The organism is Paraburkholderia sp. 2C (assembly GCF_054589215.1).
Genome location: NZ_BAAILL010000036.1, coordinates 743,813 through 762,812, shown reverse-complemented (window position 1 = coordinate 762,812; position 19,000 = coordinate 743,813). Strand labels below are relative to the sequence as shown.

The following is a 19,000-nucleotide window of genomic DNA, read 5'->3' as shown; positions in this document are numbered from 1 at the left end:
CGGTTTCAACTGCGCTAGCCGCATGAGAGCGAACAGCGTTCGATTGCTTTAGCGTCAAGCCGGGCTAGGGCTGTGTTCCAGTATCCACGATTGCCTGTTGTTCCAGCCATCCACGCCATACGGCGATCAGAACCGCCAGGATGACGGGTCCGATAAACAGCCCTATCAGACCGAAGGCCGCGAGACCTCCGAGCACGCCGAATACGACCAGAAGAAACGGGATCCGTGTGGCGCTGCTGATCACGAGCGGACGAATCAGGTTGTCCACCGAGCTCACGACCAGCGCACCCCAGAGCAAAAGCCCCACGCCGGCCAGCGTGTGTCCGGTGACGAGAAGCCAGATTCCAATCGATCCCCACACGAAGGGGGTGCCAAACGGTACGAGCGCGATCAGCGCCGTGAGCGCAGCCAGCAACACAGGCGCACGCATGCCGGCAACCCAGTAACCGAGGCCGGCAAGCGTGCCCTGCACCAACGCGGTCAGCACGAGTCCGTAGACGACCGCCTTGATCGTGCCGCCGATAGAAGCGAAATAGGCGTCGAGGCGGTCGCCCAGAAAACGCCGCAGCAGGCCGCGCAGTTGATTCAGCGCGCTTTCTCCGTCCCGGTACATAAAGAACAGGGTGAGCAACGCGAAGCCCAGTTTCGTTGCATTGCGCCCCACGCTGCCGATCAACTGGCCGATTTGCCCGGTCCACTGCCGGGCCCACTCCGCGAGTTGGGCACGAAAAGCCGTCGGATCCGCCGATACCTGATTCAGAAGCTCCTGCAGCGATCGTCCGAGCCACGGGATACGCGCAATGAATTCCGGCAGCCTGGGCGGGCCGTTGGCGAGGTAGCCGGCAACGGCCTCGTATGCGGCGACCATTTCGCCGCGCAGCAGCATGGTGAGCCAGATCAAGGGCAGAACGAGCGCTGCCGCGACAATGATCGTCAGCAGTAGCGCGCTGGCGCTGGCGCGGCCGCGCATCAGCGCGCGCAGGCGGCGATAGGCGGGCCAGGTCACGTAGGCAATGATGGTGCCCCAGGCGAGGGGCACCAGGAACGGGTACAGCACGACGTAGCCCAGCACGACGAGCCCGCCCAGCAGAAACGCGAGGATGACGTGCCTGACCACGGACCCAGGATAGCTCGCGCCCATAAACACCTTTTTCCTTTAGTTCGACTGCTGGACTCTATCGGCGCTGACGAAAGGCGAGTGCAATATTTATGGTAGCGGGAGACGACGTTTTCTGCGCGAGATGCTTAACTTTGCATCGAGATACGGCAAAGGGATTGCCAGAACGCTGCGTGGCGGCGGAGAAGGGCGGGTCACACCGCCCGGCTTCGACGCGACTTCGCGATGACCCAATCCATGATAGCGAGCAGCAGCGCCGAAACGACAAACGTGATGTGCACCGCTATTCCCCAGACGACGGTCTGCGTGCCGACCTGTTCGACCGACAGGAATCCCTGCAACACTTCGATGGCCGAAATCGCCACGATCGACGCCATCAGTTTCAGCTTGATGTCGCTGAATCCGACGTTGCCGATCCAGTCGGGGGTGTCCTTATGTCCGTCCAGTTCGAGCTTCGAAACGAAGTTCTGGTAACCGCCGAAGATAATCATCAACAACAGGTTCGCCATCAGCGAAAGATCGATGAGCGAAAGAACGCCAAGAATCACATCGTCAGAACTGCTTGCCACGAGGCTCGATGCCATTTGCCAGAACTCCTGTCCGAACTTGACGAGCAGCATCAGCAAACTGAGCGCGAGACCGGCATATATCGGCGCGAGGATCCAGCGGCTCGCGAAAATACCTCGTTCCAGTGAACGTTCGCCGATATTGGGGGCACGTCCGCTGGTTTGATCGGTCGGTTTCATAGGGATTCCTCTGGAAAATCCAGCCTGTCGGGAAGCGCAACATTCGCTCGGCTCCGGGCGAGGTGCGGTGTGGCGCGCACGCGGGTCCTGATCAGCAGTAACACGATGCATGCCCGAACCGGGACGGCGATCCCTCGCTGTCACTGGCGGTCCGCGTTCTTGCGCCCTATGCTTTGAAAGGCATCACGAGTCGCATCTGCGACGGGAACGGAAGTCATCATGAAACGCGCATTCATGGCGCTTGCAGCGGGCGTTGCGCTGGCTTGCATCTCCGCTGCCGTGCTCGCGCACGGGAACGTCGGCATTTACCTGGGCGGTCCGGTTTATGTCGGTCCGCCACCGGTCGTTTATCGGCCTTATCCGCCAGTGGTTTATGCGGCGCCGCCGTTCCTGTATGGCTCACCGCCCATCGTATACGCACCGGTTCCCCGTTATTACTACGGCTATCCGTTCGGCTATCGGACCGGGTGGGGGCGTCCGTACTGGCCAGGCTACAGATATGGTTATGGCGGTTATCGGGGTTGGCATCGTTACCCGTATCACCGCTGAGAAACAGTCCAGTGAAAAGGCGGTAGCGCTTCGCGAAAAGAGACCTCGCCGGCACGAGGAATCCGGTTCACCGTGCGGTCGATCGCATGTCGGCCGGGCAGGGCATGAGCGATCGGGCTTGCGGCAATGCAATTCATCGGATGGATCGTGCTCGTCGGCGTCGCATGTCTCGCCCCGTTCGCAGGGGGCGCCATGCTGCAGGATCGTTTGCTGTACTTCCCCGAGAAAGCCGCGATTGCGGATGTCGTGTCGGAAGGCCTTCGCGCGTGGCCCACACCTGACGCTTTCCGGGGGCTCGTCGCCGAGCCGCCCCGAGCGGCGCGCGGCACGGCCATCGTCTTTCACGGCAATGCGGGACACGCCGGCCACCGTTCGCGGTACGCCGCGGCGCTGACGCGGCTGGGGCTGCGCGTGATTCTTGCCGAATACCCGGGCTACGGGCCACGCGACGGCGAGCCCGGCGAAAAGCCTCTGACCGCCGATGCCGAACAGACAATCGCGCTTGCGCACCGCCTGTACGGCGCGCCACTGCTGGTTATCGGTGAGTCGCTCGGGGCCGCCGTCGCTGCTTCGGCCGCCTCGCGAGAGCGCGACGCGATTGCAGGTCTGCTTCTCATCACGCCATGGGATTGCCTCGAGCACGTCGCTGCGTATCACTATCCGTGGCTGCCGGCGAAGTGGTTGCTGCGCGACCGGTACGCCAGCGCCGCTCACCTGGACGCGTTCGACCGTGCTGTTGTCGTCGTGACCGCGCAGCGCGACAGCATCGTTCCCGCGCGCTTCGGCGAAGCGCTCTACCACGCGCTGCACGGTCCGAAACGGCTGATTGTCGTGCAAGACGCCGGGCACAACGACTGGATCGACTACGTCGACGATAGCGGGTGGCGCGAGGCGATCGGCTTCCTGCTGGATGCTTCGGTCGGATCCCGGGGGCCGGCAGAACCGCGGTCGAACGCCCGCAGGTAGAACCTTGCTTACATTGCCTGGTCAATGCTATTACCGGATGCTGTCGCTCAAGTCGGCAACCCGCACCGGCCACTAGCCCGATGCAGCTCATGCGAAGGAGCAAACCGATGCGCGGCTTGTCGATCATCGTTGTCGAAGCCCCCATGCGGGCGACCGGACGAGTTGTCCTGCTGCTAACCGCTCTTGCCGTCGCCGGGTGCGGCTACAACACCATCCAGAGCGAGGACGAGCAGGTCAAGGCGGGCTGGTCCGAGGTGCTTAACCAATATCAGCGCCGGGCCGACCTGGTTCCCAACCTCGTGAATACGGTCAAGGGTTACGCCAACCAGGAGAAAGAGGTCCTGACGCGTGTGACCGAGGCGCGCGCGCAGGTGGGCTCCATTCGGGTGAGCCCCGAAACGCTGTCCGACCCGCAGGCCTTCTCTCAATTCGAGGCGGCGCAAGGCCAGCTCACCTCGTCGCTCTCGCGTCTGCTCGTTGTCTCGGAGAACTATCCGCAACTGAAGTCCGATGCGAATTTCAGGGATTTGCAGGCGCAACTGGAAGGAACCGAAAACCGGATTACGGTCGCCCGCACCCGTTACATCCAGGCGGTCCAGCAGTACAACTCAACGGTACGGTCGTTTCCGAATAACCTGACGGCAAAGATGTTCGGCTACGCGGAGAAGCCGAATTTTTCTGTTGCTAACGAAACGGAAATCGCGCGACCGCCGCGCGTCGATTTTGGCGCGACGCCCGCTTCTGCCGGTGGAGGCAGCAATTGAAGACGCTCCGCTCACTGTTTATATTCGTCTGTCTGGGCCTCGCTTTTATTGCCGTCGACGCGTATGCCGATGCGTCGATACCGCCTCTGACGGCGCGGGTTATCGATGAAACGGGAACACTGTCGCCCGCACAGCGGTCGTCGCTCGAAGCGACCCTGAAAGACTTCGAGTTACGCAAAGGTGCGCAGATTTCATTGCTGATGGTTCCCACCACGCAACCGGAAACCATCGAGCAGTACTCGATGCGTGTGGTCGAGCAATGGAAGCTCGGTCGTAAGCGGGTCGATGACGGGGCCATGCTGATCGTGGCCAAAAATGACCGCGCGCTTCGAATCGAAGTCGGATATGGCCTCGAAGGCGCCCTCAACGACGCGACAAGCAATCGGATCATCCACGAGACGATCGTGCCCAGGTTCAGGCAAGGCGATTTCTATGGGGGCGTCAAGGCCGGACTCGACAGCATGATGAACGTCGTAAGCGGCGAGCCGCTGCCACCGCCGTCTCGCCGCACGGGCGAAACCGATGGCGTTACGGGCCTGCTGCCGGCATTGCTCGTGATAGCCGTGGTCGCGGGCGGTGTGCTGCGCGCGATGTTCGGTCGCCTGCCTGGCGCGATGGTGACCGGTGGCGTGGTCGGCGTGATTGCATGGCTGTTCTCCGGCGCCATCCTGCTTGCCGTCATTGCGGGTGCGATAGCGCTGGTGTTTACGCTGGCGGGCGGCGGTCCAGGCGCCTTCGCCGGCGGCCGTTACCTGGGCGGAGGTTCGGGCGGATGGGGGGGATTGGGTGGCTCGGGCGGCCGTTCGAATCGCGACATCTTCCGCGGCGGGGGAGGCGGGTTCGGCGGCGGCGGTGCCTCGGGCAGGTGGTAACCGTGGACCTGAAGCGCATTTTTCGACATCTGCTGATGACGCGCTGGCGGGTTAGACGAGCGTTCTCGGCGCGCGTGCTATCCGCGATCGGCGGCGCGATCCGGGAAAGTCACCGGACTCACGCGGGCCAGGTCAGATTCGTTGTGGAAGGCGCGCTCGACAGCGCCGATCTCTTCGATGGACTGACGGCTCGCGAGCGGGCAATCGACGTTTTCTCGCAACTCAGGGTGTGGGACACCGAGCACAACAACGGAATCCTCATTTACCTGCTTCTGGCCGACCGGGATGTGGAAATCGTCGCGGACCGCGGTATCGATGCCCGCGTCTCGGGCGAGGAGTGGGAAGCCGTCTGCCGGATGATGGAAGCGGATTTCCGGTGCGGCAAGTATCAGCCCGGCGCCATACACGGCATCGAGCAGGTCTCCGCGCTGCTGAACGCGCATTTCCCGACGCGCACGCCGCCGCGAGAGGATTTACCAAGCTTTCCCGTTGTGATGTAGCCGGGTGCCGCCCGATGGTTTAGCGCCCCATGCGTCGATCGCGATGGGCGCGTCCGCTTCAACGGCCTATCGCTACAAGCCCCTGCCCGGATAGCGTCCCGCTGGCGCCCGGCGTCGCGTGATGTTCGCTGATCCGCGCGAGGCCGGACACGATATCGCTCACGCTGCTGCCCACCGGAAAGCACGCCGCGACGCCGGCGGACTGCAACCCGCGCCGGCTCTCGTCATCCAGATTTCCGCCGACCACGACGGGCATCCGCGCGCCCCGTATGCGCAGTTGCCCGAGCAATTCGAGCACCAGCGCGCCGTGCGCGCCCGATAGCGACGACACACCGATCATGTCCACCTGTTGTTCGATCGCCTGCGCGCAGATGTCGGCCGCCGGCGCGAACAGCGGGCTCGCGACGACATCGAAGCCGGCGTCGGTCAGCGCGGCGGCGACCACTCGCGCGCCGCGATCGTGTCCGTCCTGTCCGAGCTTCGTCATCAACACGCGCGGCCGGCGGCCCAACGCCGCACTGACGCGCGCCACCGCATCGCATGCCGCCCGCCATGCGGGATCGTCCGATAACGCTTCGTGATAAGCGCCGGCGCCGACATGCAGCGCCACCGTGTGCCGCGGCCATACGGCTTCGAGCGCCCGGGTGCATTCGCCGACCGTGGCCCGGGCGCGCATGCAGTCGATCGTCAACGCGAGCAGATTGCCGTTGCCGTCGCGGGCCGCCTGTTCGAGCGCCCGGAGCGCGGCGCCGACCCGTTCGCCGTCCCGCCTCGATTTCACGTCCGCGATCCGGCGCGCCTGGTGCCGCGCGACTTGCGCCGCATCGAAACCCGACCCGCGCGCGTCCTCGCACGTCTCCGGCTCGCCGTCGTCCTGCCGGTAGCCGTTCACACCGACGATCGGCCGCGCACCGCTTTCGATCTCCGCCTGCACGTCGAGCGCACAGCGGTTCAGGCGCTCGCGCGCCCATCCCGAGCGGATCGCGCCGACTATCCCGCCCTGCTGGTCGATCTCGTCGAGCAGCGCCTGCACGCGCGCGGCGATATCGGCGGTCAGCGATTCCATCATGTACGAGCCGGCCCACGGGTCGATCACGTCGCCAATGCCGGTCTCGTGCTGCAGCACCAGTTGCGTGTCGCGCGCGACGCGCGCCGACGCTGCACAGGGCAGGGCAAGCGCCTCGTCGTAGGCATTCGTGTGCAGCGATTGCGTGCCGCCGAATACCGCCGCCAGCGCTTCGATGGTGGTGCGCACGACATTGTTCAGCGGCTTTTGCGCGGTCAGCGACCAGCCCGACGTCTGGCAGTGCATGCGCAGTGCACGCGCGCGATCGGAACGCGCGCCGCATTGCGCGGCAAGCGTCGACCAGACGAGCCGCGCCGCGCGCAGTTTGGCGATCTCCGCATAGAAATCGGTGCCGACGCCGAAGAAAAAGCTGATGCGTTCGCACACGTCGTCCGCGCCCATGCCGCGCTCGACGAGCGTGCACACATACTCGCGCGCGTCGGCCATCGTCAGCGCGAGTTCGAGCACCGGGTCGGCGCCCGCTTCCTGAAAATGGTAGCCCGACACCGATAGCGCATGGAAGCGCGGCGCATGGCTCGCCAGATACTCGACGACATCCGCCGCGATTCGCAACGACGGTTCCGGCTCGAAGATGCACGTATGACGGGTGATGAACTCCTTGAGAATGTCGTTCTGGATCGTGCCGGTCAATTGCGCCGCAGCCACGCCGCGCTCTTCGGCTGCGACGATGAACGCGGCCAGCACCGGCAGCACCGCGCCGTTCATCGTCATCGATACGGAGGTGCGCTCGAGCGCGATATCCGCGAAGAGCCGCGCCATGTCTTCGACGGTATCGATCGCGACGCCGGTCACGCCGACATCCGCCGCCACGCGAGGATCGTCCGAGTCGTAGCCGCGCTGCGTCGGCAGATCGAACGCGACCGACAGACCCTGCGCCCCTTCCGCGAGTGCGGTGCGAAACGCCAGGTTGGTGTCCGCCGCTTGCGCGTAACCCGCGTACTGGCGGATCGTCCAGCGCCTGCCGGTGTACATCGACGCGTACGGCCCGCGCACGAACGGCGCCGCGCCGGGCAGGCTGTCGAGGTGAGCGAGGCCTTCGGTATCCGCGCGCGTGTAGAGCGGCTTGAGCGTAACGGCGCGGCGACGCCTGCTGCCGACCGGGCGCGTCATCGCCGCCTCCAGTGTTTTTCGGTCATCACGTCGGCGATCTTGCGGCCGTCGCTTGCGCGGCGCACTTCGCTCCAGTGCGTGATGCCACGCTCGCCGGTGCGCTCGCCGATCACATGAACGCTGAGCGCGTCGCCGAGGTCGACGTTGCCGTAGTAGTACAGCGAGCGGCTCGCGACGACCGGCGGTTCCGGGAAGCGATGACGCTGCCATTCGGCACGATCGACGAAAGACTGGAAGTTCGCGAAGTACAGAAAGTCCGCGCCGTTGAAATCGCTGTTCGGACAGGGCAGAAACTCGGCGGGCGCGCAGCCGGTGGCCGGCAATCCGTCCGCGAGCGCCGCGTCGCCCGCGCGCATGCGCTTGCCGAGTTCGATCATCGGCACCGCTTCGTCGGGCACCGGGCTCAGATCGCCCGGCAGTGCCGACAGCGCCGCACGCGCGACGCAGCGATTGCCGCGCGCGCCGCCGCGCGTGACGAACGTCGACGACATCGATATCTGCGCAAGCGGCACGCCGTCCCGCTCGACGCGATGCGTGCTCACGTGCCGCACCGCGCCGGTCCGGCACAATGTGCTGCCGATCTCGAACTCGTCGTTCTCGCCCAGCGAGTCGAAGCCGAACGCCTCCAGGCGGATCGCGGTAAAGGCCGCGTACGAGCGGTGCCCGCCGTCATCGCCGAAGTCGTGCGTGGCGCGGCCCGCGTGCGCCGCGAGCGCTTCCCAGTGCCGGTGCCCGCATTCCTTGAGCAGCCAGTTTTCCGACAGGCCCGTATAGGTCAGCTGCGGCATGCCGGCCCGATAGCGGTCGGCCGGCATCATGCGGCGAGGCTCGCGGAGCTTGCCTGCGAAGCCATCGTGGACGCGCGAATCGCATCGACCACATGCTCCGCGTCGCGCGCAATGCCCGAGAAGCGCCCGGAGCCCCACGTATGCAGCCATGGCAAGCCGATAAAGTACAAACCCGCTTGCGGCGTGATGCCGCGCGTGTGCGCCGGGTAGCCGCGCCCGTTGAACACGGGCGCGTCGAGCCAGTTGAAGTCCGGCGTAAAGCCGATGCACCAGATCACCGATGTAATGCCGCTCGCCGCCAGGTCGAGCGAGGTGCGCTCGTGCTGCGGTTGCCAGACCGGGCGGTACGGCTCGCCCGCCGGTGCGTCGATGCGCTGCCGGTCGATGAACGCGTCGATGCTCGCGTTGATCCGGTTGTATGTGTCGTCGGCGCTGTCGAGGTTCGCGATCAGGTTCGGCGCGAATTGCAGGCAGCCGTCACGCAGATCGTCGAGCCGGCCATAGAGCTCCATGCCTTCCTGCGCGAAACGCCGCAGGTCGATATCGCGGCCGCCGTCGCGGCCGGTCACGTAATGATTGGTGTTGTCGCGCACGCCTTCGCGCAGCGGATGCTGTTCGACGGGCATGTCGTAGTAGCGCATGTCGGCGAGCCAGTCGACCACGTCGCGGCCCCGATAGAAGCGCGCGCAGCGGGGCGCCTCGCCGACCGCCAGATAGACCTTGCGGCCCGCGAGGTGCAGATCCTCCGCGATCTGCGCGCCGGACTGGCCGGAGCCGACCACCAGCACCGCGCCGTCAGGCAGGCTGTGCGGATTGCGGTAAGCCGACGACTGCCATTGCGCGATGCCCGGCGGCAGGCGCTCGGCCATGCGCGGCACGATCGGCGTGTGATAACCGCCCGATGCGACCACCACATGATCGGCGGTCCAGTCGCCGTTCGAGGTTGTCACCGCGTAGCGTCCGTCGGGCTGGCGCCTGACCCGTTTCACTTCGGTATGTTCGAGCACCGGTGCCGCGAGTTTCTCGATGAATCCGTCGAGATACGCGACGATCTCGTCCTTCTTCATGAAGCCGTGCGGATCGTCGCCGCGATACGGATGACCGGGCAGCGCGCACTGCCAGTTCGGCGTGACGAGACAGAACGTGTCCCAGCGCTGCGTGCGCCACGTGTGAGCGAGCGTCGCTTTTTCGATCACCAGATGGTCGATGCCCGCCGCCTTCAGGTAGTAGCTGATCGACAGTCCGGCCTGGCCGCCGCCGATCACGATCACCGTGCGGTGCGGCACATCGCCTTGGGGCGGCGACGTCAACGATACGTTCGACATGATGCTATCCCGTTCAAGAGAGTTCGATCACTTTCACTTCGGCAGCCGGGTCCGCGGCGAAGCGGTCCGCATGCTGTTCGATCTGCGCGAGCTGGTCGAGCGCGGCCGAACATGCGAAGCCGTACTTTTCGCGCACGCGCTCGGAGCCGATATGCAGCGCCTCGCGTGCGCGCGAGACGAAATCGGCAAGCGGATAGCGCCGCCCGGCGACGAAGAATTCGCCGACCACCGTCGACGGTGAGTAACAGTTGACCTCTTCGCCATCGGGCCACTCGACCCGGAAATGCATGACTGGCATCAGGTTCTCCTTTGCATTCGTTGGATGGTTCACACCGTCGCCGCGTGCATCCGCTCGCGATACAGCGCGAGATGACGCAACGCGCTCGCCCGCCAGCTGAAGCGCTGCAACAAGGCCGACACCGTATCGGTGAAATCGATGCCGCGCCGCTCGTCGAGTGCGCGCTGCAAGGCCGCCGCAATGCTGTGCGCGTCGTGCGGCTGCGCCCAGTAGCAGACACGCCCGTTCAGGTATTCCGTAAATGGCGCGATCTGCGATACGACCACCGGTGCGCCGGATGACAGCGCTTCGAGCACGACGAGGCCGAAGCCTTCGCGCAGCGATACCATCGCGACGACATCGGCGCGCCGCATCAGTGCCGGAATCGCGTCGTCGTCGAGCGCGCCGGTCACGACGATCGCTTCGCCAAGGCCGATCGGCAGACCGAGTTCGGCGGCTCGCGCGGCGAAACGGCGCGTGTACGCGTCGTGATCGAGCAGACTCGCGCCGCCCGCAATGACCAGCTGTGCCGCGCGCCGCGTCTTTCTCAGCAGCGCAAATGCTTCGAGCAATTGCAGCGTGTTCTTGCGTTCCTCGATACCGCCGACCGCCAGCACGACCGGGTCGCCGCGCACGCCGAGCTCGGCGGGCAGCGTGACGTCGTCCATTTCGCGCGCCGCGCGAAAGCGCTGCAGATCGACGCCGTTGTTGACGGTGACCGCTTCGACGCCGAAGCGGGTTTTCATCATCTGGGTCCAGACCTCGCTCACGCAGAACACTGCGTCGGCGTCCGCATACGCGCGACGCTGCCATTGCGCGAGGCGCGGATCGCGAAACGCGTCGAGATGGTGGACCGTGCGCACGTAGCCGCGAATCGCGCCTTCGGCGCGCAGTTCGGCCAGCGCGTTGCCGCTGATGCTGTCCTGTGCGTGCAGCACGTCGAAGCCGGCCGGCGCCTGTGCGCGCAGCGTAAGTTTCAAGGCGTTTTTCAACGCATCGATACGCGACTGCACCATCGATACCGTATCGACCGCGCGCGCCGGGACGTTTGCGAGCACGATCCGGCACGGCGACGGACGGAACATCGGCGCATCGTCCTCGGTGGGCGCGAAAATCGTCACGTCGTGCCCTTCGGCCGCCAGCGCGCGGCCGAGTTCGAGCGTATGCACGACCCCACCGCGCGGGTTTACCGAATGCGTGAACAGCGCAATGCGCAAAGGCGTGCCGTTCATGCGGGCTCCTTGCGCGGCGCGCGCGCCGCTGCGCTTGCGGCATGCTTCGACGGCGCGCCGATAAACGGGCGGTCGGCGAAATTCCACAGCAGCGCGGCGTCGTCGCGCCGTGCGATCATCACTTCGCGGGACGCATCGACCTCACCGATTGCCGCGCAGGCAAGACCACGCTCGCGAAAGCGCGCGAGCACCGTGTCGACCTGCGGCTCGCGCACCGACAGCACGAAGCCGAAGCTCGGAAACGCGCTGAGCCAGCGCTCGAAATCGACGCCGTCGGGGCAGGGGATCGCATCGAGATCGATCCGTGCGCCGACCCCCGAGCATTCGAGCAGCATCAGCGAGGTACCCAGCACGCCGGCCATGCTGATGTCTTTCGCCGCATCGCACAGGCCGCTCTCGGCAAGCATCGGCAGCAGTTCGAGGTCGCCGCGCAACCGCTCGGCAGGCGCGCCGACGGACGCATTCCAGAACGGATACGGATCTTCGAAACGGCCGCGCAGGTCGGCCGCCATCACGAGCCGATCGCCCGCGCGCGCATTGAAGCTCGACAGCAGCCGGCGCGCGCGTCCGACGATCGATACCGCGAGCTGCGGGGCCGCGCTACGCGTATTGCTGTGGCCGCCGACCACCGGCACGCCGTACGCGGACGAGGCGGCGGCGATACCGGCAAGCATGTCTTGCGCTCGCGCGTGCCCGTCGCTCCAGAGGGCATCGACGACGGCGAGCGGCCGCCCGCCCATCGCGTAGATATCGCTGACGTTGACCATCACGCTGCTGTAGCCGGCGAACCACGGCATCGCTTCGACGAAATCGCTGACCAGCCCCTCGATCGCAAACAGCAGATAGCCGTCGTGGTCCGCGATTGCCGCGCAATCGTCGCCGACCGCGACCGCCTGGGCAAGCGCGTCGACGCCGCCCGGCAAGCGTTCGGACAGCGAAGCGACCACCCCGGCGATATCGGTCTTGTGGCGAAAGCCGCGGCCTTCGCGCTGCCGTTGAACGAGCGCGTCGAGGCTCATGAACGCCCCCGCGCCCCGGACGTGACGAACCCGCTTTCGGGGGTGTGGCACGGCGGATACCAGGCGAGGTCCGCCTGCATCCGATGATGAAGCCGGCCGAACAGCGTCTCTTCGGCGACCGTTTGCCAATGCAGGCGGCGGAACAAAGGCACGTTCTGGCCTTGTACGTGCGCAAGAAAAGTGTCGCAGCCGAGTGCGTGCGCGCTGCATACGGCGAGCCGGATCAGCGTCGACCCCAGCCGTCCGTGCGAACGGAACGCCGCGTGGACCGCGAGGCGCGAGCCAAGCCATTCGCGTGGCGCGGTCTCGTGAATCCGCACGGTGCCGACCACCTGCTCGGGCATGCCCGCGACGCAGCTCAGCGCGACCAGCAGCTTCGCGTGACGGTCGATTTCATCGCGATCGTCGCCGACGAAAATGCCTTGCTCGATACAGAACACCGCACGCCGCAGCGCATAGGCGCGCTCGCTCTCCCACGGCAGCGTCGCCCATTTGACGCGATACTCGGCCGGCGTGAATTCGAGCGGCGGCGCCGCCGCGTTGGCTATATCGAAGGTGTCGCAATACATGCTCAGGCCTCGTACGATGCCAGCGACGAACACGCGCCGCATTTGCCGCAGCCGGCCTTGATATCGGCGGAATGCATCTGCGCGCCGCGCAGCATCGCGCCGAGCGGCGCGAGCACCGACTTCATGAATTCCGGCGACGGCGCGGGATGGTCCTCGAGCGGCGTGCCGCTGATCGGCACGAACGGCACGACGAACGGATAGACGCCAAGCGCGATCAGCTCGCGCGACATCGCGAGAATCGCGTCCGCGCTGTCGCCGAGGCCCGCAAGAATATAGGTGCTCACCTGGCCACGCCCGAATACCGCGACGGCCGCCTTGAACGCGTCCATGTAGCGCGACACCGGCACACTCGCCTTGCCGGGCATGATCCGCTCGCGCACCGCGGGCGTGACCGCTTCGAGATGCATGCCGAGCGTGTCGACGCCGCTTGCCTTCATCCGCTCGAACCAGCGGTCGTCGTCGGGCGGCTCGCATTGCGCCTGAATCGGCAGGTCGACCGCCGCCTTGATCGCAAACGCGCTTTCGCAGAGGATCTGCGCGCCGCGATCGGGCGTCGGCGGTGTGCCGGTGGTCAGCACCATATGTTTGACGCCATCGAGCAGCACCGCGGCGCGCGCCACTTCGGCAAGCTGTTCCGGTGTCTTGCGTGCAATGGTGCGGCCTGCCGCAAGCGACTGGCCGATCGCGCAGAACTTGCAACTTTTCTTGCGGCTTTCGTAGCGGATACAGGTTTGCAACACGGTCGTCGCGAGCACGTCGGTGCCGTGCAGCGTCGCGATATGCGAGTAGGGCACGCCGTCGAGCGTTTGCAGCCGCGTGAAACGCGGCGCACGCGCAAAGCTGACGTTCGCGATCGGAATCGTGCCGCGCATCAGCGTGCTCTGACCCGACGCATCCGGCACGCCGGCGACAAACGGCGAATCCCACGCGGAACTCGTATGGACCGGCACCATGATCGTCACGCCGTCGACGATCACCGCCTTGTGATCCGACGGGCCCGCGCCGCCGCGCCGGCTCGCGGCGCCCGCGTGCGGGTCGACGAGACGCAGGCCGGCGGATTGCAGTTCGGTGCGCAGGTCCACCATCCGCTGCTCGCCGGCGTGCGTATCAACCGGAGACAGGTTCGTGCTGGCGTTCATGCTCGTTTCCTGAAGTGGGATCGGTGATCGCGTTGACCGGTTCGGCCGACGCGGCGCTCTGTATCGGACCGAATGCGGGTCCCGCGCCATGTCCAAACGCGGCGGCCATCGGCATCGAGGGTGTCGCCGGCCGGTCGTTGATGGCGAGGCTCAGCAATTCGGGCCGCGCGTAATGGCCGACCGAATCCATCATCCGCTTGCGCTTGGTGATCAGCGCCATGTCGAGGTCCGCGACCACCATGCCTTCGCCCTCGCGCAGCGGCTCTGCCAGATGCTGGCCTTCGGGCGACACGATCGCCGCATGGCAGCCGCCGCGCAGCGCTTTTTGCAGCTTCGGATCGGCCGTCACCGATTCGATCTGCGCGTCGCTGAGCCAGCCCGTCGAATTGACCACGAAGCAGCCGGATTCGAGCGCATGGTGGCGGATCGTCACATCGATCTGCTCCGAGAAAATCGGCCCAACGAGCGAACCGGGAAACTGGCTACAGTGGATTTCCTCGTGCTGGGTCATCAGCGCATAGCGCGCGAGCGGGTTGTAATGCTCCCAGCACGCCAGCGCCCCGACGCGCGCATAGGCGGTCTGTACGACCTTCAGGCCCGCCGCGTCGCCCTGGCCCCAGATCATCCGTTCGTGAAACGTCGGTGTGAGCTTGCGGCGCTTGAGCGCGAGCTGGCCATTGGCGTCAAACACCAGCTGCGTGTTGTACAGGCTGCCGTAATCGCGCTCGTTCACGCCGAGTACGACGACCATCCGGTGCCGCCGCGCGCGCTCCGCGACCGCCTGCGTGACCGGGCCCGGCACCGCCACCGCGTGCTCGTACAGGCGCATGTGATCGGCGCCCGACGCGACCGGCGGACGCACGAAGGAAAAGTACGGGTAGTACGGCACGAACGTCTCGGGAAAGACGGCGAGCTGCACGCCTTGCGCCGCGGCTTCGTCGAGCGCGTCGCACACCTTGTCGAGCGTGCCGCCGGGCCGCTCGAGGTCGGGCGCGATCTGCACCGCCGCTGCACGGATGATTCGCTGCTCGGACATGACCGTTCCCCGTCAGACGGTCCACGTATGGATGATCAGTGCGTTCTCCTTGCGATGCAGCAGCTGGAGATCGAGCACGTCGAGCGGATTGATCGGCCGGATGCCTTCGATCAGCGATGCTTCGCCATGGCCGTACAGCGCCTGCAAGGCGAAACGGCACGCATAGACCTTGCCGCCTTCCTCCATGAACTTCATCAGCTGCTTGTTGAAGTTCAGATGGCCCGGAAACGCTTCGTCGCCGAGCGTCGGAAAGCCGCGCTGCAGGCCGAGCGTGACGCCCGGGCCGTATAGCAGCACCGACGTATCGAAGCCCTTGCGCTGCAGACGCGTGGCTTGCAGCAGGTTGACGAAACCGATCGAGCCTTCGAACGCGACCGTATGAAACGTGACGAGCGCCTTTTCGCCGGGCTCGGCTTTGACATCGGGAAACACCTTCTCTTCATAGTCGACCAGATAATCGCCTTTCTGATGCAACGGTTGCGTGACGGCAGGCATGGCGCGCTCTCCAGTAAGTCGCGTGAGGAATCGGATAACTCGGTCCGGATCACAGTGCGGACCGGCGCGCCTCATCACGCAACGGATATGCCAATGCCCGGCGCGGTTCATGCAATCAATTGCCGATCAATTAGAGCCGAAACGTTCGAGCGACCTGAAATTTTCTTTGCAATGCTTGCTGGATGGGGCTTTGCGGCTGATTGCATCGATTGCGTGCGCACCGTCTCAGCGCAGCGGCGATGCGCGCTGTGCGTGCACGTGGTGCGAGATACCCCGCGGACGTGCACTGATGCGATCAATGCAATCAGGGCCGCGCGGCGTTCAAGGAAAATTGTTTTCCGGCAGGGGCTTCGTGTTAGGTTTTAGTGATTCGTCTAACGACCCGTTCAGCAACCCGTTAAGGAATGCATATCGTGGACAGTTTCACGCATCACTGGCTGAAGCGGCTGACTGAAAGCCGTAAGCCAGCTTATCTCGTGATTCCGGATCTGATCGAGGAAGACCTTGCGAGCGGACGTCTGCGTCCGCGCGACCGTCTGCCCGGGTTGCGCGATCTGGCCTGCGCACTGCAACTGAACTATACGACGATCGCGCGCGCCTATGCGGAGGCGCGCAAGCGGGGGCTGCTCGACGCACGCGCGGGCAGCGGCACGTTCGTGCGAGGCCGCACGCAGACCTTGCCGCTGGCGGGCGGCAGCAGTGTCGAGATGTCGATGAACATGCCGCCGGAGCCGCCCGAACTGGTCGCGCGCCTGCGCGATTCGGCGTCCCAGCTGTTTGCGCAGGCCGACCCCTACCGGCTGCTGCGCTATCAGGATTTTGGCGGCACACCCGACGACCGCGCGGCGGGACGCACGTGGCTCAAGGACAGGCTGCCCGATTGCACGGAAGACACGGTGCTCGTCTGCCCCGGTATTCATAGCGCGCTGGTCGCGCTCGTGTCGCAACTCGCGCGGCCCGGCGAGACGATCTGCCTCGATACGCTTGCCTATCCGGGCATCAAGGCGATCGCGTCGCAACTCGGCGTGCGCCTGCAACCGCTGCCGCGCGACGACGAAGGTCCGTTGCCGCACGCGTTCGAAGCGCTGTGCAAGAGCGAAAAGCCCGGCGCGTTCTATTGCAACCCGACCTTGCAGAATCCGAGCACGTTGACGCTGTCGATCCAGCGGCGCGAGGCGCTGGCGGACGTCGCATTGCGCTACAGCGTGCCGATTATCGAAGACGATGCGTACGGCTGGCTGCCGGCGCGCAAGCCGGTCGCACTGGCAACCCTTGCGCCGGATCTGACCTACTACGTGACCGGCTTCTCGAAGACGCTCGGCGCGGGCCTGCGCGTCGCGTACCTGCGCGCGCCGAATGCGCGCCAGGCGCAGCGCATATCGGGTGCGTTACGCGCAACCACGGTGATGCCGAGTCCCTTCACCGTGATACTCGCGACGCAGTGGGTCAACGACGGTACTGCGCACGAGATGCTAGCCGCGATACGCCGCGAAGCGAATGCACGTCAGGACATCGCGGCGGAAGAGCTCGACGAGTGGCGATTCGATGCGCAGAACGACGGCTTTCACCTGTGGCTCGGCATTCCGTCGAACTGCAACTGGAGCGCGCCGGAGTTGGCGCTGCAACTGCGCAACCAGGGCGTGGGCACGGTGGCGGGCGCGGCATTTTCGACGGACGGCAATCCGCCCAACGCGATCCGGGTGTGTCTCGGCGGCCCCCAGGATCGCGACGATTGCCGCGAGGCGTTGAAACGTGTCGCCGAAACGCTCAGGGATCCGCATCATCTGCATATGCCGATGATGTGACGCGGTCCGAAAAAGCCCCTGTTTTAGCAACCGGAATTGCGTCGGGGCGGGGCTTCGCCAGCAACGATTCCGGTCACCCATTCGCGCACACGAATACGTGTTCGGCGCGGCCCCACTTTTTCTTTCGATGCGTTGGCCGCGCGACGACACTTTCGCTCTCCAGCACTCCGCAATATCGCTGAAACGCCCGTCTGACAAGGACGGCGGCCGTATGGCACAACCCCTGCGTTAAACAGCGTCCAGCCGTCGCGCACCCCTCGATCCATCGAACCCGGATGCCTGTCGCGAATGCACGTCTGGAACCCGTGCTTGCGCCCTTTCGGGCGCAACGCGCAATCGACCGGAGGGCGCTGTGCTGATTCTGTTTATCTATTTGTACCCGTTGTTGAGAAAGGCGCTTGATCGCGCCGAACACAATCGGCGCGACGCCTATCTGGCGTCCGCGACCGACATGGGCGAACTCGAACGCCGCATGAATATGCTGGAGATCTGATGCGCGCGAGACGCAGCGCGGTGCCGATGGTGTGAGCTGCGCGGACCATCGTGGCGCGGCGGCTTCGTTGGTGGATTGCCCGGGCGGCGGCCGCGTATCGGAAGCGCGGTGGCCTTCGGTTCATGACTGGTAGAGGTAACACAATGAAACGATCGAATAGAGGCGCACGATTGCTGAGCGCAGCGCTAAGCGCGCTGGCGCTTGTGACCGTCGGCCAGGTTTCGCTGGCTGCCGGCGAGACCGACAGCGGGGATCCCGTCCGGGTGGAAGCCGTGGCGGCGCGCGATGCGCCGGCAAGACACGAACAGGAAACGGCGGTGACGGATGCGCCGCTCACGCTGCTTGTTCAACCTGCCGGCGGCAGCGCACGCCAGCTTGCTTACCTTGCGGACGACGGCTGGACGCTCGATGATCGCAATGCCGTTGCGCAGCGAACCGAAGCGCACGTGACCTCGGCGGCTGTGTCCCAGTTGAGGGAGGAGGCTGTTGCAATCCACCCGTTAGCCGTATTTATCGACGGTCCTACCGGCTATACCTACGTGTGGATACGTGACCAGGGCTGGAAGTTCGTCGGCCGTGTCGTCGACCGCAAAAAGTAGCCCTATGGCGTCACGCCGGACCCGTCGACTGGTCGTGCCCGAGAACCGCGTTTTCACGCGTTCGGCCCGTCGGGCAAGCGGCATGGTCACGCGTCCGGCTTGACCGCGATGACGTCGATTTCGACGACCCATTCGGGGCGCGCGAGTGCCTGCACGACGATTCCCGTCGACACCGGGAACACGCCCTTGAGCCAACGGCCCATCACGTTGTAGACGGCCTCGCGATAACGCGGATCGATGATATAGACCGTGACCTTGCAGATGTCCTCGAGCTTGCTGCCGCATTCATCGAGCAGCATCTTGACATTCGACATCGCTTTCTCGGTTTGCGCGACCACGTCGCCGATGCCGACCGATTCGCGCGTATCGAGATCCTGGCCGATCTGGCCGCGCAGGTAGACCGTGTTGCCGGCCACGACCGCCTGGCACAGATCGTTGTCCAGCTTCTGTTCGGGATACGTTTCTCGAGTATTGAATTTGCGGATGCGCGTATGAGTGGTCATGTCGTGACG

The 19,000-nt window shown here is 65.3% G+C and carries 21 protein-coding genes; 8 read left to right on the top strand and 13 right to left on the bottom strand.

The genetic code is table 11. The features are described 5' to 3' along the window. Positions 1–64: 64 nt before the first annotated feature. Both ACYPXD_RS16135 and ACYPXD_RS16130 read right to left on the bottom strand, forming a co-directional pair. Positions 65–1,141: an AI-2E family transporter gene (locus ACYPXD_RS16135; RefSeq protein WP_459713042.1), complete on the bottom strand. Its 1,077-nt coding sequence runs from the start codon at positions 1,139–1,141 to the stop codon at positions 65–67. Between the two features lie 170 nt (positions 1,142–1,311). Next, positions 1,312–1,863 (bottom strand): TIGR00645 family protein, encoded by a 552-nt coding sequence (locus ACYPXD_RS16130; RefSeq protein ID WP_459713039.1) that lies wholly within the window; start codon positions 1,861–1,863, stop codon positions 1,312–1,314. Between the two features lie 219 nt (positions 1,864–2,082). On the opposite strand from ACYPXD_RS16130, the gene ACYPXD_RS16125 reads away from it, so the two are divergent. From ACYPXD_RS16125 to ACYPXD_RS16105, 5 genes are all read left to right on the top strand, one after another. Next, positions 2,083–2,412, top strand: a complete 330-nt coding sequence (locus ACYPXD_RS16125; protein ID WP_459713037.1) for a hypothetical protein — start codon at positions 2,083–2,085, stop codon at positions 2,410–2,412. 192 nt (positions 2,413–2,604) lie between these two features. After that, positions 2,605–3,378, top strand: coding sequence for an alpha/beta hydrolase (locus ACYPXD_RS16120; protein WP_459713035.1), 774 nt, complete (start codon positions 2,605–2,607; stop codon positions 3,376–3,378). A gap of 143 nt (positions 3,379–3,521) precedes the next feature. Then, a complete protein-coding gene (locus tag ACYPXD_RS16115) occupies positions 3,522–4,142 on the top strand; it encodes a LemA family protein (protein WP_459713374.1) in 621 nt (206 codons plus the stop codon). A gap of 14 nt (positions 4,143–4,156) precedes the next feature. Continuing rightward, positions 4,157–5,014 carry a TPM domain-containing protein gene (locus tag ACYPXD_RS16110; RefSeq protein ID WP_459713370.1) on the top strand — a complete coding sequence of 286 codons (858 nt, stop codon included), beginning with the start codon at positions 4,157–4,159 and terminating at the stop codon, positions 5,012–5,014. A 2-nt stretch (positions 5,015–5,016) separates the two neighbouring features. Continuing rightward, entirely contained in the window at positions 5,017–5,514 is a 498-nt protein-coding gene (locus tag ACYPXD_RS16105; protein ID WP_459713033.1) for a TPM domain-containing protein, read from the top strand. A gap of 58 nt (positions 5,515–5,572) precedes the next feature. On the opposite strand, the gene scpA is transcribed toward ACYPXD_RS16105, so the two are convergent. From scpA to ACYPXD_RS16055, 10 genes are read right to left on the bottom strand one after another with little or no spacing between them, the layout of a single operon-like run. After that, on the bottom strand, positions 5,573–7,711 hold the full coding sequence (scpA, locus tag ACYPXD_RS16100) for a methylmalonyl-CoA mutase (RefSeq protein WP_459713029.1): 2,139 nt from the start codon (positions 7,709–7,711) through the stop codon (positions 5,573–5,575). Next, positions 7,708–8,529: a Pnap_2097 family protein gene (locus ACYPXD_RS16095; protein WP_459713026.1), complete on the bottom strand. Its 822-nt coding sequence runs from the start codon at positions 8,527–8,529 to the stop codon at positions 7,708–7,710. The genes scpA and ACYPXD_RS16095 overlap by 4 nt, the downstream gene beginning before the upstream one ends. Further along, a complete protein-coding gene (locus tag ACYPXD_RS16090; protein ID WP_459713024.1) occupies positions 8,526–9,824 on the bottom strand; it encodes an MSMEG_0569 family flavin-dependent oxidoreductase in 1,299 nt (432 codons plus the stop codon). The genes ACYPXD_RS16095 and ACYPXD_RS16090 overlap by 4 nt, the downstream gene beginning before the upstream one ends. 13 nt (positions 9,825–9,837) lie before the next feature. After that, positions 9,838–10,122, bottom strand: a complete 285-nt coding sequence (locus ACYPXD_RS16085) for an MSMEG_0570 family nitrogen starvation response protein (protein ID WP_459713022.1) — start codon at positions 10,120–10,122, stop codon at positions 9,838–9,840. Positions 10,123–10,151: 29 nt separating this feature from the next. Further along, positions 10,152–11,333, bottom strand: a complete 1,182-nt coding sequence (locus ACYPXD_RS16080) for an MSMEG_0565 family glycosyltransferase (RefSeq protein ID WP_459713020.1) — start codon at positions 11,331–11,333, stop codon at positions 10,152–10,154. Then, on the bottom strand, positions 11,330–12,352 hold the full coding sequence (locus ACYPXD_RS16075; RefSeq protein ID WP_459713018.1) for a sll0787 family AIR synthase-like protein: 1,023 nt from the start codon (positions 12,350–12,352) through the stop codon (positions 11,330–11,332). The genes ACYPXD_RS16080 and ACYPXD_RS16075 overlap by 4 nt, the downstream gene beginning before the upstream one ends. Continuing rightward, positions 12,349–12,921 carry an MSMEG_0567/Sll0786 family nitrogen starvation N-acetyltransferase gene (locus tag ACYPXD_RS16070; RefSeq protein WP_459713016.1) on the bottom strand — a complete coding sequence of 191 codons (573 nt, stop codon included), beginning with the start codon at positions 12,919–12,921 and terminating at the stop codon, positions 12,349–12,351. The genes ACYPXD_RS16075 and ACYPXD_RS16070 overlap by 4 nt, the downstream gene beginning before the upstream one ends. A gap of 2 nt (positions 12,922–12,923) precedes the next feature. Beyond that, positions 12,924–14,060, bottom strand: a complete 1,137-nt coding sequence (locus tag ACYPXD_RS16065; RefSeq protein ID WP_459713013.1) for an MSMEG_0568 family radical SAM protein — start codon at positions 14,058–14,060, stop codon at positions 12,924–12,926. Further along, complete coding sequence (locus ACYPXD_RS16060; protein WP_459713011.1) at positions 14,029–15,096, bottom strand: Nit6803 family nitrilase; 1,068 nt, start codon at positions 15,094–15,096, stop codon at positions 14,029–14,031. The genes ACYPXD_RS16065 and ACYPXD_RS16060 overlap by 32 nt, the downstream gene beginning before the upstream one ends. Positions 15,097–15,108: 12 nt before the next feature. Beyond that, positions 15,109–15,591 (bottom strand): MSMEG_0572/Sll0783 family nitrogen starvation response protein, encoded by a 483-nt coding sequence (locus ACYPXD_RS16055; RefSeq protein WP_459713009.1) that lies wholly within the window; start codon positions 15,589–15,591, stop codon positions 15,109–15,111. 413 nt (positions 15,592–16,004) lie between these two features. Between ACYPXD_RS16055 and ACYPXD_RS16050 the strand changes: the two genes are divergently transcribed. From ACYPXD_RS16050 to ACYPXD_RS16040, 3 genes are all read left to right on the top strand, one after another. Next, positions 16,005–17,396, top strand: coding sequence for an aminotransferase-like domain-containing protein (locus tag ACYPXD_RS16050; protein WP_459713007.1), 1,392 nt, complete (start codon positions 16,005–16,007; stop codon positions 17,394–17,396). Positions 17,397–17,748: 352 nt separating this feature from the next. After that, the gene (locus ACYPXD_RS16045) at positions 17,749–17,889 is read left to right on the top strand and encodes a DUF3563 family protein (RefSeq protein ID WP_459713005.1); all 141 of its coding nucleotides are present in this window, start codon (positions 17,749–17,751) and stop codon (positions 17,887–17,889) included. 203 nt (positions 17,890–18,092) lie between these two features. Then, positions 18,093–18,488 (top strand): hypothetical protein, encoded by a 396-nt coding sequence (locus tag ACYPXD_RS16040; RefSeq protein WP_459713003.1) that lies wholly within the window; start codon positions 18,093–18,095, stop codon positions 18,486–18,488. An 86-nt stretch (positions 18,489–18,574) separates the two neighbouring features. Here ACYPXD_RS16040 and ACYPXD_RS16035 read toward each other — a convergent pair whose 3' ends face one another. Continuing rightward, positions 18,575–18,991 (bottom strand): RidA family protein, encoded by a 417-nt coding sequence (locus tag ACYPXD_RS16035; RefSeq protein ID WP_408357135.1) that lies wholly within the window; start codon positions 18,989–18,991, stop codon positions 18,575–18,577. Positions 18,992–19,000 lie beyond the last annotated feature (9 nt).